Source organism: Pseudolactococcus raffinolactis NBRC 100932 (assembly GCF_001591765.1).
Taxonomy (GTDB): domain Bacteria; phylum Bacillota; class Bacilli; order Lactobacillales; family Streptococcaceae; genus Pseudolactococcus; species Pseudolactococcus raffinolactis.
The window spans coordinates 24,553-38,691 of the sequence record NZ_BCVN01000017.1; the positions used below are offsets into that span (position 1 = coordinate 24,553).

Annotated in this window: 13 protein-coding genes and 1 pseudogene; all 14 read right to left on the reverse strand. The window is 37.5% G+C overall.

Features of this window, described 5'->3' with window-relative positions; all coding sequences use genetic code 11:
* Nucleotides 1-15 precede the first annotated feature (15 nt).
* Nucleotides 16-1,068 carry a BMP family lipoprotein gene (locus tag LRA01S_RS06375; RefSeq protein ID WP_061774805.1) on the reverse strand — a complete coding sequence of 351 codons (1,053 nt, stop codon included), beginning with the start codon at nucleotides 1,066-1,068 and terminating at the stop codon, nucleotides 16-18.
* A gap of 150 nt (nucleotides 1,069-1,218) precedes the next feature.
* Nucleotides 1,219-1,611, reverse strand: coding sequence for a cytidine deaminase (locus tag LRA01S_RS06380; RefSeq protein ID WP_061774806.1), 393 nt, complete (start codon nucleotides 1,609-1,611; stop codon nucleotides 1,219-1,221).
* A complete protein-coding gene (deoC, locus tag LRA01S_RS06385) occupies nucleotides 1,595-2,260 on the reverse strand; it encodes a deoxyribose-phosphate aldolase (RefSeq protein WP_061774807.1) in 666 nt (221 codons plus the stop codon). The genes LRA01S_RS06380 and deoC overlap by 17 nt, the downstream gene beginning before the upstream one ends.
* On the reverse strand, nucleotides 2,257-3,546 hold the full coding sequence (locus tag LRA01S_RS06390; RefSeq protein WP_061774808.1) for a pyrimidine-nucleoside phosphorylase: 1,290 nt from the start codon (nucleotides 3,544-3,546) through the stop codon (nucleotides 2,257-2,259). The genes deoC and LRA01S_RS06390 overlap by 4 nt, the downstream gene beginning before the upstream one ends.
* 209 nt (nucleotides 3,547-3,755) lie before the next feature.
* Nucleotides 3,756-4,316, reverse strand: a complete 561-nt coding sequence (gene lepB / locus LRA01S_RS06395) for a signal peptidase I (RefSeq protein WP_061774809.1) — start codon at nucleotides 4,314-4,316, stop codon at nucleotides 3,756-3,758.
* A 111-nt stretch (nucleotides 4,317-4,427) separates the two neighbouring features.
* Nucleotides 4,428-4,634: a DUF2969 family protein gene (locus LRA01S_RS06400; protein WP_061774810.1), complete on the reverse strand. Its 207-nt coding sequence runs from the start codon at nucleotides 4,632-4,634 to the stop codon at nucleotides 4,428-4,430.
* A gap of 173 nt (nucleotides 4,635-4,807) precedes the next feature.
* Nucleotides 4,808-5,125: a thioredoxin gene (gene trxA, locus LRA01S_RS06405; protein ID WP_003136945.1), complete on the reverse strand. Its 318-nt coding sequence runs from the start codon at nucleotides 5,123-5,125 to the stop codon at nucleotides 4,808-4,810.
* Between the two features lie 107 nt (nucleotides 5,126-5,232).
* Nucleotides 5,233-6,234, reverse strand: a complete 1,002-nt coding sequence (locus LRA01S_RS11295) for an ABC transporter permease (RefSeq protein WP_061774811.1) — start codon at nucleotides 6,232-6,234, stop codon at nucleotides 5,233-5,235.
* Nucleotides 6,231-7,745, reverse strand: coding sequence for an FtsX-like permease family protein (locus LRA01S_RS06415; RefSeq protein ID WP_061774812.1), 1,515 nt, complete (start codon nucleotides 7,743-7,745; stop codon nucleotides 6,231-6,233). Before LRA01S_RS06415 ends, LRA01S_RS11295 begins: the two co-directional genes overlap by 4 nt.
* Nucleotides 7,746-7,749: 4 nt before the next feature.
* Nucleotides 7,750-8,450 (reverse strand): annotated as a pseudogene (locus LRA01S_RS06420) (ABC transporter ATP-binding protein).
* 168 nt (nucleotides 8,451-8,618) lie between these two features.
* Nucleotides 8,619-9,302 (reverse strand): hypothetical protein, encoded by a 684-nt coding sequence (locus LRA01S_RS06425; RefSeq protein WP_144259888.1) that lies wholly within the window; start codon nucleotides 9,300-9,302, stop codon nucleotides 8,619-8,621.
* Nucleotides 9,303-9,515: 213 nt separating this feature from the next.
* Entirely contained in the window at nucleotides 9,516-11,075 is a 1,560-nt protein-coding gene (locus LRA01S_RS06430; protein WP_061774815.1) for an ABC-F family ATP-binding cassette domain-containing protein, read from the reverse strand.
* A gap of 133 nt (nucleotides 11,076-11,208) precedes the next feature.
* The gene (locus tag LRA01S_RS06435; RefSeq protein ID WP_061774814.1) at nucleotides 11,209-12,756 is read right to left on the reverse strand and encodes a hypothetical protein; all 1,548 of its coding nucleotides are present in this window, start codon (nucleotides 12,754-12,756) and stop codon (nucleotides 11,209-11,211) included.
* Nucleotides 12,757-13,055: 299 nt separating this feature from the next.
* Nucleotides 13,056-14,139: hypothetical protein (locus tag LRA01S_RS11080; RefSeq protein WP_169797131.1), on the reverse strand; the 1,084-nt coding region annotated here is incomplete at its 5' end.

Consider the following 14,139-nt stretch of genomic DNA (forward strand, 5'->3'; position numbering starts at 1 on the left):
TTATATTGCTAAATATTATTTTTCAGGGACAGTAATTTTACCTGATTTAATGTCATCGTAAGCTTGATCAACTGCTTTTTGAGCATCGTCAGAAAGGTTGTCATTGGCTAGGCCAACAGCGCCTTCTTTGATACCGTAAACAACGTGTTTGCCGCCTGGGAATTTACCAGCTGCAGTTTCTTTACTGATATTTTGAACGGCTTCACCAACACCTTTAGTTGTTGAAGCAAGGACGAAGTTAGATTTTTTACCATCTTTAGATGTGTAGTTACCTTCACCTTTTTGGTCACGGTCAACACCGAGAACCCAAACTTTATCAGCTTCTTTTTTCTCTTCGTTCAATGATTTGGCTTCAGAGAAGACACCTGCACCAGTTCCACCAGCTGCTTGATAGATAATATCTGCGCCACCAGCGTATTGTGTCGCAGCGATTGTTTTTCCTTTAGCAGCATCCGAGAATGAACCAGCATAGTCAACTTGTACTTTGATTGATTTATCAACAGATTTCACACCTGCTTCAAAACCTTTTTCGAAACGTGAAATAACTTCACCTTCCATACCACCGACAAAACCAACAATTTTCGTTTTAGTTGTTTTGGCTGCTGCAACACCTGCAAGGTAGGCTGCTTCTTGGTCTCTAAATGTTGCTGAAGCGACATTTTTTTGTCCTTCGATCACATCATCAATCAAGACGTAATTGATTGATGGATTGTTTTTGGCAGCTTCATCAATTGCATTGTGAAGTGCAAAACCAATACCATAGATCAATTTGTAGCCACCTGATACGGCGCTGTCGAGGTTTGTTGCGTAGTCAGATTCACTAGCAGATTGGAAATACGTGTAACCTTTATCTTTAGATAAATTATTCGCTTTCCCCCAGGCTTGTAACCCTTCCCAAGATGATTGGTTAAATGATTTGTCGTCCACACCACCAGTGTCTGTAATAATGGCAACAGTTAAGTCTGTTTTGGCTTTAGCAGAACCCGTACTTTTATCACGGCTTCCACAAGCAGCAAGAGACAAGGCTGCAACAGCAGCTAAACCAACACCAATTACTTTTTTATTCATTAAAATGAACTCCTCCAAATTATGGCTCACGCAAGCGTCAGCAAGGCAACAATGTGTTTTTAAAACTCTACTTTAATTTTAACTTAACTCGTGCTAATTGACAACTATTTATCGATTTATTTTAATTATAAAATTCTAATTGTTTGGTTTTTAATCTAAATTCTTAAAATGATAAGGCAGTAAGTCACCAACCGTCGTTTTTTTAACATCCCCAGCCTTTGAAAAGAGCCAAACAGGCATCTCATCTGGACAGAATTCAGTCAAAACTTGGCGGCATGCCCCACAAGGTGAGATGGGTTCTTCAGTTTCACCGTAAATACCGATCACTTCAAACTCACGCACACCGCTAGAAACAGCCTTAAAAATCGCTGTCCGTTCGGCACAATTGGTCAAGCCAAAACTAGCGTTTTCAATGTTACAACCTTGAAATACGAGACCATTTTTAGCAACTAAAGCTGCCCCTACTGGAAAGTGGGAGTATGGTACATAAGCGACACTCGCTGCTTCTCTCGCTTGTTTAAAAAGCTCAGTATCCATTGCCATCGGCTACATTTCCTTTCATGATATCCACACCATTGGATGTCCCAAGACGTGTCGCACCGGCTTCTATCATGGCTTGTGCATCAGCAAACGAGCGAACTCCGCCTGATGCTTTAACGCCTACGTCTGGTCCTACAGTTTGACGCATCAGCGCGATATCCGCAACCGTTGCACCTGCAGTAGAAAAACCAGTTGACGTTTTAACAAAGTCTGCACCCGCACGAACAGCCGCTTGGCATGCTTTGACTTTTTCTTCATCTGTTAGTAATGACGTTTCGATGATGACTTTGGTTGTCACATCTTTTGAAGCATCTACAACAGCTTGAATATCAGATTCAACTAAGTCCCAGTCGCCATCTTTCGCTGCGCCGATATTGATGACCATATCGACTTCATCCGCTCCATTTTTAATAGCCTCAGCTGCTTCGAAAGCTTTGACTGTTGATGTATTTGCGCCCAAAGGAAAACCGATAACCGTACAAACTTTAACATCAGTCGCTGCTAATTTTTCCGCTGCAAAACTAACCCAAGTTGGATTGATACAGACACTCATGAAGTCATATTGGATGGCCTCATCAATGATTTGTTGCACTTTTGCTTTAGGTGTATCTGCTTTTAATACAGTATGATCAATATATTTATTTAAGTTCATTTGATAATCTCCACGATTTCTTTAATTTCTATTTTTTCATCTGAAATGCTGATAGCATCCAGTAAGACTTGACTTTCCTTTTCGGCATCAAAATCGGATTTATTATACAAGATTTCGAAAAGCGGTTCTCCACTCTCGACACGATCCCCGATTTTTTTGAAAATCCGAAGCCCCGCGTCTAGGTCAAGGACGTCTGACTTAACAGCACGACCTGCACCTGCACGCATGGCTAGTAGACCAGCTGTTAGGGCATCAAAACTGGTGACATAACCTGCTTGCCTACTAACGACAGTTTTAGAAAAGACAGTTTCATGCTCTGGCGATGCTAGTAATTCCTCGAGGTCGCCACCTTGCGCTTGAATCATTTGTTTGAATTTATCAAGTGCTGTACCGTTCGAAAGATTTTCTAAAATGGCATCTACTGACTTTTCGACACCAGCTAGACCGAGCATGATTTGTGCCAATTCTGCGATAAACTGTCTAAGTTCTGGGCTACCACCACCTTGTAAGACTGTCAAGCTTTCTGCAATCTCTAGGCGATTCCCAATCGTAGCGCCTAGTGGTTGACGCATGTCTGTAATAACAGCAACAGTCTTGCGTCCTACAGCATTGCCCAGATCCACCATGGTCTGTGCAAGTAGGCGGGCATCAGTCAAGTTTTTCATGAAAGCACCACTACCAACGGTGACATCTAGCAAAATCGCATCACTACCTGCCGCGATTTTTTTCGACATAATCGAGCTTGCAATCAAAGGAATGATATCAACGGTTGCGGTCACATCACGTAAGGCGTAAAGCAGTTTGTCGGCCTTAACCAGGTTATCTGACTGGCCGATGACCGAAATGCCAATGTCTTTAACCTGCTGGACGAAGTCGGCTTGGGTACGCTCGACTTGGAAGCCGTGAATACTTTCAAGTTTGTCAATGGTGCCACCAGTATGTCCCAAGCCACGACCGCTCATCTTAGCAACAGAAATGCCGAAGCTTGCAACGAGTGGCGCTAAAATCAGCGTGACTTTATCACCTACACCACCTGTTGAATGTTTGTCTACCTTGACACCTGGAATTTCAGATAAGTCAATTTGTTCACCCGTGGCAACCATGGCCATGGTCAAGTCTGCAATTTCTTCTTTCGTCATGCCTTGGAAATATACCGCCATGGCCCAAGCAGACATTTGATAATCTGGAATCTGTCCCGTCGCATACTGGTCAATCAGCCACGTCGTTTCAGCCTTGGTCAGCGCCAGACCATCTCGTTTTTTCTGAATGATATCAATCATTCTCATTACGTCACCTCACTCTAATCTATCTATGACAGTTCTCCAAAAAAACGGGGAGATTTTGACTGTTTATGATATTATTCGTCAGGCTTTATTTTATCATATTTTGGTAAAAATTAAACGTGATAATAAGCAATTTTAGCAAACGTTTTCTCCCAATAGCAAAAACTATCTTAACTATTAATTTTTTGACAAAAGAAAAAGGCCCTTAGACCTTATTGATTTTCAAAACCATTTTCAATCTTTGCTTCGTCATTTTCAACGAAACCAAAATCACTGATTGGTGCATATTTAAACTTAAGTTCACCTAAGATATCTTTTTTAGGAATAGGACCGAACTTTCGACTGTCATCTTGAACGTCTCTAGCATCATTTAAGATCCAATAGCTATCTTTACCTAACTTATCTTGACGAAAATCTGTCGTAAATTCCTCATCATGCGTTTTTAAGTAAGCAGTTTGATTGACTTTGATGTAGGGTTCTTTCAGGATTTTCTGGTTGACATAGACAATATTATCCATGGCGACAACACTTTGCCCGGGCGTTCCAATGATACGGCCTACATATTTTTTGCCATTATGACGGTAAGCAACTAAATCCAGATTATCAAGCTGTGTGCGTTTGATGGCAAATACTTGCGTTTTCTTGGGCAAGATAGGTGCCATATTATTATTATGAATCCGAATTGGCTCTAGAACAAAAAGTCGCAAAATGGTCAACACTGCGACGATGATTAGGCCAATCAAAATATTTCGATATAAGTCTCTCTTAACCATTTTACTAAAACTTTCTAAAATAAAAGCGAACGTGTCTATTTGCCGCTCTTTACTTCATTTATATTAGGATAGGACGTAGGCCCTGGCCTGTCCATATACTTAGTGCTAAGATTACAAAGCCAGATTATAAGTCTTGATTGCTTCTTCCAAGGCTTCTGGATAGGCCTTAAAAGTCTTGATATGCTTGCCATTTACAATCACATCAAAAGCATCGTCAGCAGTATTTTTGATCTCAGCGACCGTTTTTTTGCCAACCGTTAAAACCACGCCATCTTTACTGTCAGAAATTTGAATTTCTGTTTCTTTTTTCTTACTCATGAACCCTATTATATCTAAAAATGTCCCATTTTTCAAGTCTAGCGGTTATGAGGATCTCCGCACACGAGTTTATTATCCCAGTTCCTCCCTTAACCATGCGTCTGAGGAAGCGGATGCGACTAAAATCACCATCAAAAAAAGCCTAAGCGATACTCACTTAGACTTTAAATAGATTAGGCATTTAACTCTGCCAAAATCCCTTTGATTTGATCTTTAGTATGCACACCTGCGACTTGTTTGACAACTTCGCCGTCTTTTTTGAAAAGAAGTGTTGGAATACTCATCACACCAAAAGATTGTGGTGTTGCTGGGTTTTCGTCCACGTCCATTTTAACGATTTTGAGTTCACTTTCGTCTAATTCTTCTGAAAGCTGGTCAAGAATCGGTGCTTGCATACGACAAGGGCCACACCATGTTGCCCAGAAATCTACGAGTACGATGCCATCTTTAGTTTCTTCTTGGAAAGTAGCATCTGTTACTTCTATTGCCATTTTAATCACCTCTATTTATTTTACTAGCTCTATTCTACCTTAAATTTTGGTGTTTGTCCTCTAATTTGCACGCGAATTGTAAGCCACTTAAAATCAGCTCTAATACATCATTCTATATTCTTCAAGGCGTCAATCATATCAATCTTTTTCAAACTAAAATGTGTCATGACATTTACGATCAGGGTGAATGAAACTGTAAGAGCTGTCGCAAAGACAAAACTAATGGTGTTAACATGTCTGACAAACATCAAGGTATCTGTTTCACAGGTACTGATGATGAAATGACACAAGTAAACACCACTCACTAGACCTAGGATAATCCCGACAATCGTGAAAATCGTATTTTCCTTGGTAATATAAGCATCTGTTTCCTGATTATAAAAACCTAAAACTTTAAGTGTCGCAATTTCTCGTTTACGTTCACTAATATTAATCGTTGCTAGGTTATACATGACGACGAACGCCAGAATCGCTGAGGAGACGATTAAAATCAGGACAACCAGATTAAGTGAGGTCATGGTGTCATTAATCATAGTCACCGTTGTTTTTGAGTTAATGACACTAGCTACTGACTGATTGTTCATGAGTGAGGCGTCAAACTTTTGATCGGCTTGTGCTGATAACTTATTTTTCAATTTTATGGCGATGACATTGGTCTCATACTCACCAAAAATAGCTTGAGAGGTCGCTTTGGGTAAATAAACGTAATTTTCGATATAATTTTCTACGATTTTTCCTACTTTTACTTCATGTATCTCATCACGACTATCCTTGAAGGTAATCGTATCCTTTTCTTTGACCTTTAACAACTTAGCTAACTTTTGACTGACAATAGCTTGATTACCATTTAAAGAGACTGCTTGTTTATCTCGGTTGATGTCATTTAAACTGATGACTTGTTGGAATGTTTTAGTATCATCAGGTACCACGACTGTCACATCATAGGCTTTACCGTGACTGGACACTTTCTTTGTCGCCATGGATAAGTTAGCCGTATGAGCAACTTGATCGTTTTCCGATAAGACATTAAGCAAGGTCTTGTCATCTGTATTTGCTTTTAGTGACACTAGTTTATCGTATTTAAAGACATTGCCATACTGGTAATTCACGATGTCCGTGATTGAATCTTTGGGCCGAAACCTGCAAGTATCAGTGCGGTACAGCCAGCAATGCCTAGAATGGTCACGATGGCTCGGGTTTTATAGCGAAAGAGGTTGCGCATGACGATTTTATCTGAGAAACTAAATCGGTTCCAGATGGCAGGCACATGCTCCAACAAAATCCGCTTACCAGCTTTGGGGGCTTTAGGACGCATCAGGATGCTTGGCGTGTAGATTAGCTCACGGTAAACCGCGATTAAGGCGCCGCCACAGATACAGATCAGCGCAATCGCAAGTCCAGTCAAACAATAGATGGGCTGGAAAAGGACGATAAACTTCGGTATGGCAAAGAGCGTCGTATAGATATTCCAGATAAGGTTGGGGATGAGATTGAGGCCGATAATCATACCGATTATACCGCCAACCAATGTTGCTGAAAGTGAAAAGAGGACGTATTTCAGAGCAATCGCAGGATTTGAAAATCCTAAGGCTTTCAGGGTGCCAATTTCACTTCGATCTTCTTCCACCATTCGCGCCATGGATACCAAGCTAATCAAGACTGCAATCACATAGAAGACGACTGGAAAGACACGCCCAACTTTGGCAATACTTTTCGTCGCATCAACAAAATCCTTGTAGCCTGTGTCATCTTGGCGATCGGTGATATACCATTTGGCAGGTGGCAAACTATCGCGGTTTACCTGTCCTGATGCTAAAGCTACTGGGCTAAGGTAATCTGCATAAACTGTTTCAAAACGTTGGGTTTCTTGCGCATTTTTGATTGTCTCGACTTCTTTTTTTGCCGCTGAAATCCGATCCAAATAAGTTGTCTGGCTCGTCATCTCTTGTTTAGCGCCTTTGACGGTCAAAGCAATCGCACTATACATATCCTGCTTAAAAACACTAGGTTTGACATACATAAAATAGTCAATCCGACCGTCTCCTAGACTCGTCGTACCACGATGCACCTTAGAAAAGTAGAGGGGACTTTTGACCGTTCCTACGATTTGATAAGTCTCGTTCGTCAAGTCAGGATCATTCATTTTGAGCGAGTCGCCTATTTTGACCTTATTTTTCTTTAAATAAGCTTCTTCGACGACAATTTCATTATCTTTTTGCGGGAGCTGGCCCTTAACCAAAGTAATTTTATTAAGTTGTTTTGGCACGCCTATCACTTTGGCAATGGCGGTTTCATCGTTTTCCTGCCTTGTTGTTGTACGAGCGACTGGTTCAATGAGCTCATCTTTGGCATATATGCCTTGAACGCTAGCAACATCCGATAGTTTTTCAAGACTTGTAACGTCTGCCTTAGTCAAGCCAAGCGTAGACTGAATTTGCAAGTCATAGGCTTGGGTTTGATCCAAATAACTATCTAAAGTCGAGAGCATATCTTGTGAAGTTGAGCTGATGCCGGCATAAAAACCAACACCTAAAAGTGCCATACAAAGCAAGGAGATAAAACGTTTAGACGACTGCGTCATCTTACGAAAACTACTGATGATAATCGTTTTATTTTTCATCGGCTTACCACTCTATGGCTTCGACTGATAAAGGCTGGTCATTGCTTTGTATAGATTCAACACGGCCATTTTTAAATTTGATACCTTGTCAGCAATCTGACCTATGGCGCTATTGTGTGTGATGATGATAACAGTGATTTTTTCTTTTCGACAAGTATCAACAAGTAAGGACAGGATTTGCTTACCTGTGTGATAGTCTAAAGCACCTGTTGGCTCGTCACACAGGAGCAACTTAGGATTTTTAGCTAGCGCCCGTGCGATGGCCACCCGTTGCTGCTCTCCACCAGAGAGTTGGGCTGGAAAATTCTTTTGACGTTCAGCTAAGCCAACTTTTTCAAGTGTCTCAGCTGGTGAAAAGGAGTCTTTGGTTAACTGAACTGCCATCTCAACATTTTCAAGCGCCGTTAAATTTTGAATCAAGTTATAGAACTGAAAGACAAAACCGATATCATTGCGTCGATAGTTAACTAAGGCTTTATTTTTCAACTGCGTGATATCTATACCATCAACTAAAACTTGTCCACTGCTTGCACTGTCCATACCGCCCAAAATATTCAGAGCTGTTGTTTTACCAGCACCTGACGGCCCCAGAATACAGACTAACTCGCCTTGCTCAATGTCAAACTGTGCATGATCTAAGGCTTGAATACTCACTTCTCCCATTTGATAGGTTTTTACAATATCATTAAATTCAATATATGTCATTTTGGACCTCTATCTTTAAATAAATCGTTTTCATTATCTTGACTTACTTTAAATTATAGGGCTTTATGGCTGTTTGTCAACCATTACAAGTGGCGGTCTTAGCATCGACATTCGTCTTTGGATAAAAAATAAGACTTGCGTCTTAATCATTAAATGATATTAGATGAATTAACCATAATCTTCTTCTTCTTTCTTGATTCTATTTATTAGATTTTGGTTCACATTTTTCAAGTAATTTTTTTCTCTTTGCAAAAGTGTTTGATGTGTTTCTAAATTTGAAAAATAGATTTTGGTCTCAATTTCATTTTTCAAATAGTCGAGCGCTTCTGATATTGTTTTGGCTTCACCACTTGCCATATATTTTTCGAGCGATATCAGATGTTCAACAGATAGATAATGGTCGGGTACCCTAGGGTTTCTGAGAGCAGGTTGCGAAACAATTTGATACGCTTTCTCATCAATTTTTTCAATATCAGTAAATAATTGCTTTAATACCTTTTTTTCAAGTAAACTAGTGAAAGATCTAAAAAGAGGATGACGCCACATTTTGTATAAACACAAATAGGGCAAGATGATGAGCAGGGCAGTCGTAAGTAATAAACCAACCAAACGGGTTACGAACTTTCCTGTCGTTTGTAGATCAAAATAACTTAATTCCAATGATAACATTATAAAAATCCAAATCGCGGTTGATAATATTGAAGCAAGCATACCCGCTACTATAGCACGTATCGAACGTATTTTCTCATGATAAATTCTTAAGCGTTCATTTCTCGCATAAGCGACTTTTTCCAAACTTTTCAAAAGGTGAATAGACTTATTAAAGTAACTTAAATCATTTATTTCTGTCAAAATAATCTCCTTCAACATCTTTAGATCGTTTGTCTGATCTAAAAACTTTACCTCTTCAAGTTGAAAGGTTATATCATTGATTCTATCAAAAATAATAGACCATTTTGATCAAAGTGCCACATTGTCTAGTTATATTTTAATTTTATCCAAAATAGGATTTTTTATATTTTTTTGTCGTTTTAGAGAAAAAAATAAGACTTACGTCTTTATTTTTTAGACAACCTTGGTCGTCCAGTCTTCACAATTAATGATATCAGTTGCGATATCTTGGTAAAATTCTGGTTCATGACTGACCATGAGGATAGTGCCTTTGTAAGCCTGAAGGGCACGTTTAAGTTCTTCTTTAGCATCCACATCCAGGTGGTTGGTCGGCTCATCCATGACCAAGATGTTAGATTCATGATTCATGATTTTACCTAGACGCAGTTTCGACTGCTCACCACCGGATAAGACATAAACACGACTCTCGATTTGCTTAGTGCCAAGACCACATCTGGCTAGGGCTGCACGGACTTCGGCTTGATTGAGCGTTGAAAACTCGTCCCAATAGTCATCCAAGACTGATTTTTGGCTCGGCGTTTTATCTTCCTGAGCGAAATAGCCGATGATTTGAAACTCTCCCTGTATGACTTCTCCTGATAAGGGTTGAATCTCACCCAACAAAGACTTGAGTAAGGTTGATTTTCCGATACCATTCGAGCCTGTAAAGGCGACTTTTTGGCCACGTTCCACTAGCATGTTGATGGGGCTTGAAAGTGGTTCTGATGCGTCATATCCCAAGACTAAGTCCTTGGCTTCAAAAATGAGCTTGCCTGATGTGCGGCCTAATTTGAAGTCAAAACTTGGTTTGGCTTTTTCCTGAATGGTCTCGACAAAGGTCATCTTGTCCAACTTCTTCTGGCGCGCCTTGGCCTGACCTGATGTTGCGACATTGGCTTTTTTCTTAGCGATGAAATCTTTGAGTTTGGCCGCTTCCGCTTGTTGGGCGTCAGCGAGTGAGGCTAGCTGTTTTTTCTTCTCTTCGAAGAGGCGCTCGAAATTGTGGTAATCGCCCACATAACGGTCGATTTTCTGCTGGTTAACATGGTAGACGATATTGATAACGTCGTTCATGAAGTCGACATCGTGAGAAATCAAGACAAAGGCATTTTCATAGTTTTGCAGATAATTTTTCAGCCAGGTGATGTGTTCTTCGTCGAGGTAGTTGGTTGGCTCGTCTAGAAGTAAAATGTCTGGCTTTTCAAGCAAGAGTTTGCCCAGTAGGATTTTTGTGCGTTGACCACCTGAAAGATCCGCCACGTCTTTGTCGAGTAAGTCACCGAGGCCCAAGCCACGCGCGATTTCATCAACCTTGGCATCAATCAGATAAAAATCTGAATTGTCCAAGGTATCTTGCAGGTCAGCAGCTTTTTCAAGGGCTGTTGTCATCTCTTCATCAGACATGTCACCCATGCGTGCGTAGATGTCGTTCATCTCACTTTCAGCGTCCAATAGGTACTGGAAGGCTTCTGATAGGGCTTGACGTGTTGTTTTTCCTTTACCAAGCGCTGCGTGCTGATCCATGTAGCCGACACGGTGTTTGCTTGACCAAGTGATTTTGCCTTCGTCTGGCTGCAGATTGCCGGTAATGATGTTCATGAAGGTTGATTTGCCTTCACCATTTGCCCCGACAAAGCCAATGTGCTCGCCTTTTAATAGGCGAAAATTGACATCATCAAAAATCGCACGGTCGCCAAAGCCATGGCTCAGTTTTTGAACGGTTAATATACTCATCTTTGCTTTTGTTTCTCCATCTGTTTCCAAGTTTGCTTTCTCTATTTTAACAGAATTTTTGGGAATGGGGAAGGGTCGGAGGCAGGCACTGACTTTTATCTTTAACTGTCATATTTTCTGTAAGAGTGTATCTCTATATATAGAGCTTAAATTCTTCAAAACACTTCTCAATTTGCTCTGAGTATTTCTTTAAACTTGTTTCAATACTATTAATAAATATATTTATTTTTTCGTTTTGTATTGAAGATACTTTTTTTTCTTCAAAATATGCCTCAAAATTCACAGGAGTATATTGCTTAATTTTTTCTTCGTCAATTTCGATACTAAAAGCGAACGAGATGATGGTGGTATGTAGTTGTGTGATAGTATCTAATTCCCAGGGAGTTAATAAATTTTCATACAATTTTATATTTTTATCACATTCAATTTTCAGCTCGTAGGCTATTACTACATACTGTAAAAATAAGTCTTTAGGTGCATCAACCGGAGGTAAATCTTGTAATAGTTCATGTTGCCTTTTTATTAAGTATAAAAAATTATATAGAGAATATTTTTTAACTTGAGATATTTCTTCATTTTTTGCTTTTTTCATTCCAACTGAATAGATCAATGAAAATACTGAAATAACTACCCCAGTAGCACACATATACGTTACAATTTCTCTAACACGTGTAACAGTTTCTGTACTTTTAAGTGACATATAGTTATTAATCAACATATTTGTATTACACCAAACAATACCTATTATACTAATTAACAAACCTAGTAGAGACCAAAAAACATAAAAATTTGCTCGTTTCATATAGTTTTCTCCTACCTGGACTGACAATCGCCCTTCAAATTTTTTTAAATTTATCTTCATATCATCATTAGTTTTACTTATTAAAGTAACATAGTTAAGATTACGTCTGATTATTGCAATTCTTGAAAAATTGATTCCTGCAAATCTCATTATACTTAGCTTCATTTTTGAAATTTCAGACATATCACCTCTTACAGTAATGAAGACTTGCTCATAAATATTATATAGAGCTAACCCATAAACAATAGGAAGATTAAATAAAATTAGTATGACTGGAAGCAAGAATTCTTTTACAGAAGTAAGATTTAATAGTCCATTTGAATTGTTAAATACATGAAAAACTACATTAAAGAAAGCGATGATACCAAAAAACAATAAAAATCTATCATAAAACTTCTTCAGTATTTTGTGGTTAGTTTTACTAGACATTAAGGCATAAAATCCACCCAAAATAACCATTAAAGGAACCATTATTATTTCTACAATTAAATTGAATGACCAAAAATTTAAGACAAATTCAATAATAACAAATATCGTTATATTATCTTTAATGAGTTTAACAAAAAAATAATTATTTTTAGCTTCATCAATCGTCTTAGCAAATAAAGGCAATTCAACAAAGAAAACCCAAAAAATCGTATCTTTAAGTAAGTCAAGTGACCAAAATTTACATTTACATAGTAAATATATAACTGAACAAAAATAACTCAAAAATAATACATAAAAAATAATAAATTTTCGGGAAAATAGTATCGGTTTTACCGACTTCAAAAAAATTATCGTATGTTTTGAAAAAGCAAATATAACAATAAACAGTATTAACCAAATTCCTATCGCAATTTCACGATTGCTAAATATATTTTGTAATTTATCCAGCATTAATTACCCCAATAATTATTTAAAAAATCACGCATATTATACGATATCCTCCTCCTGTTATTTGTTAAATATTTCCTTTTCAATCCTTTAATCAGCTATTCACCCATATCTAAAAAATTGAACTACACTCTCAAAAATCAGTTAACATAACACATCATTTTTTGATGATTACCCTTTTATTTTCCAGTCATCACAAATACAGAAGCAATCATTAAATCTAAAATAATAGTTGTTTCACTTTTATCAATACTATTTAAAAATATTGTTTATTGCCATTTTTATTAAATTTTTACTTTTTTTCATTTTTGATCAACAATTATTTTTCGAATTACATAATTATTATCATTTTCTGCCGTTTCACTAATTACAGAAGCTAATTTAGAATCATAAACTCGAATTTTTTCTAATTTATGTAGCACTTGACTTTTTACAATTGCATTATCATTCATAGCTATCATCTGTAAATTTTGACCAATTACTTTACGGAATTTTTTCAGTTCGTAGAATTTTAATTGGAGTTGTACATTATACCATCTTACATCAATATCTGTTGAATTAGACCATAGCAAGACACTCTGTAAAATGAGTGATTCAATATTTGAACTAATTTTTAAATTTTCATGATTAGTCAAAAAAACTTTTAGTACTTTACATGCCTCAATTTGTCTTCCTGGATTTCCAAAAAAAGATAATATTTCAACAATTTCTTTATATTTATTCATTCCCAACGTTTCAAGAAATAGAAAGTGACACAAACTAGATACGATATTATCGATATGACTAATCATTGTTTCATTAGCTTGGTCATAATCTTTCATCTTAACAATTTTTTTTAGTAGTACATCATTACACTCCATCAATTCTGGATAGCACTTTAAAAGATAAATTATCACTTTATATGCACTAACTTTTTCGTTAATTGTTTGATTTTTTGATAATATTGTTCCTGCTACACATACAATAAGTTTATTTAATATAGATTCGTCAATATTGTTTTCACTCGCTCGAAGTATGCCCATAATATACAAGTACGGATCAGAACCATATAAAGAGAATGTACCATTTTTTCCTTGAATCTCGTTTCTTTTATTAATATCATCAATCAACCTATTCAAAAGATTCATTTCAGAATCAACCGTCCCCTTTTTTTCAAACTGATACTCAGTAGAATAAAAATCAGCCCACTCCACTTGAATAAAATTTTCTAAAAGCTCTACATGTTGAATATCCATATTTTCCAATAAAATAAAAATATTTTTAATTTTTTCGATCTCATTATAATCATTATTATTCTCAATGTAACTTATTAATACTTCAATTGTTTTATTTGAAAAATCTACATTTACTGCTCTATAATCTACATTATTGTTTGAAATTAATTTA

What these genes read in the sequence shown, in the direction of transcription:
- LRA01S_RS06375 (WP_061774805.1), bottom strand. Translation starts at nt 1,068, where the DNA reads ATGAATAAAAAAGTAATTGGTGTTGGTTTAGCTGCTGTTGCAGCCTTG.
- LRA01S_RS06380 (WP_061774806.1), bottom strand. Translation starts at nt 1,611, where the DNA reads ATGGCAATGGATACTGAGCTTTTTAAACAAGCGAGAGAAGCAGCGAGT.
- deoC (WP_061774807.1), bottom strand. Translation starts at nt 2,260, where the DNA reads ATGAACTTAAATAAATATATTGATCATACTGTATTAAAAGCAGATACA.
- LRA01S_RS06390 (WP_061774808.1), bottom strand. Translation starts at nt 3,546, where the DNA reads ATGAGAATGATTGATATCATTCAGAAAAAACGAGATGGTCTGGCGCTG.
- lepB (WP_061774809.1), bottom strand. Translation starts at nt 4,316, where the DNA reads ATGGTTAAGAGAGACTTATATCGAAATATTTTGATTGGCCTAATCATC.
- LRA01S_RS06400 (WP_061774810.1), bottom strand. Translation starts at nt 4,634, where the DNA reads ATGAGTAAGAAAAAAGAAACAGAAATTCAAATTTCTGACAGTAAAGAT.
- trxA (WP_003136945.1), bottom strand. Translation starts at nt 5,125, where the DNA reads ATGGCAATAGAAGTAACAGATGCTACTTTCCAAGAAGAAACTAAAGAT.
- LRA01S_RS06415 (WP_061774812.1), bottom strand. Translation starts at nt 7,745, where the DNA reads ATGAAAAATAAAACGATTATCATCAGTAGTTTTCGTAAGATGACGCAG.
- LRA01S_RS06430 (WP_061774815.1), bottom strand. Translation starts at nt 11,075, where the DNA reads ATGAGTATATTAACCGTTCAAAAACTGAGCCATGGCTTTGGCGACCGT.
- LRA01S_RS06435 (WP_061774814.1), bottom strand. Translation starts at nt 12,756, where the DNA reads ATGCTGGATAAATTACAAAATATATTTAGCAATCGTGAAATTGCGATA.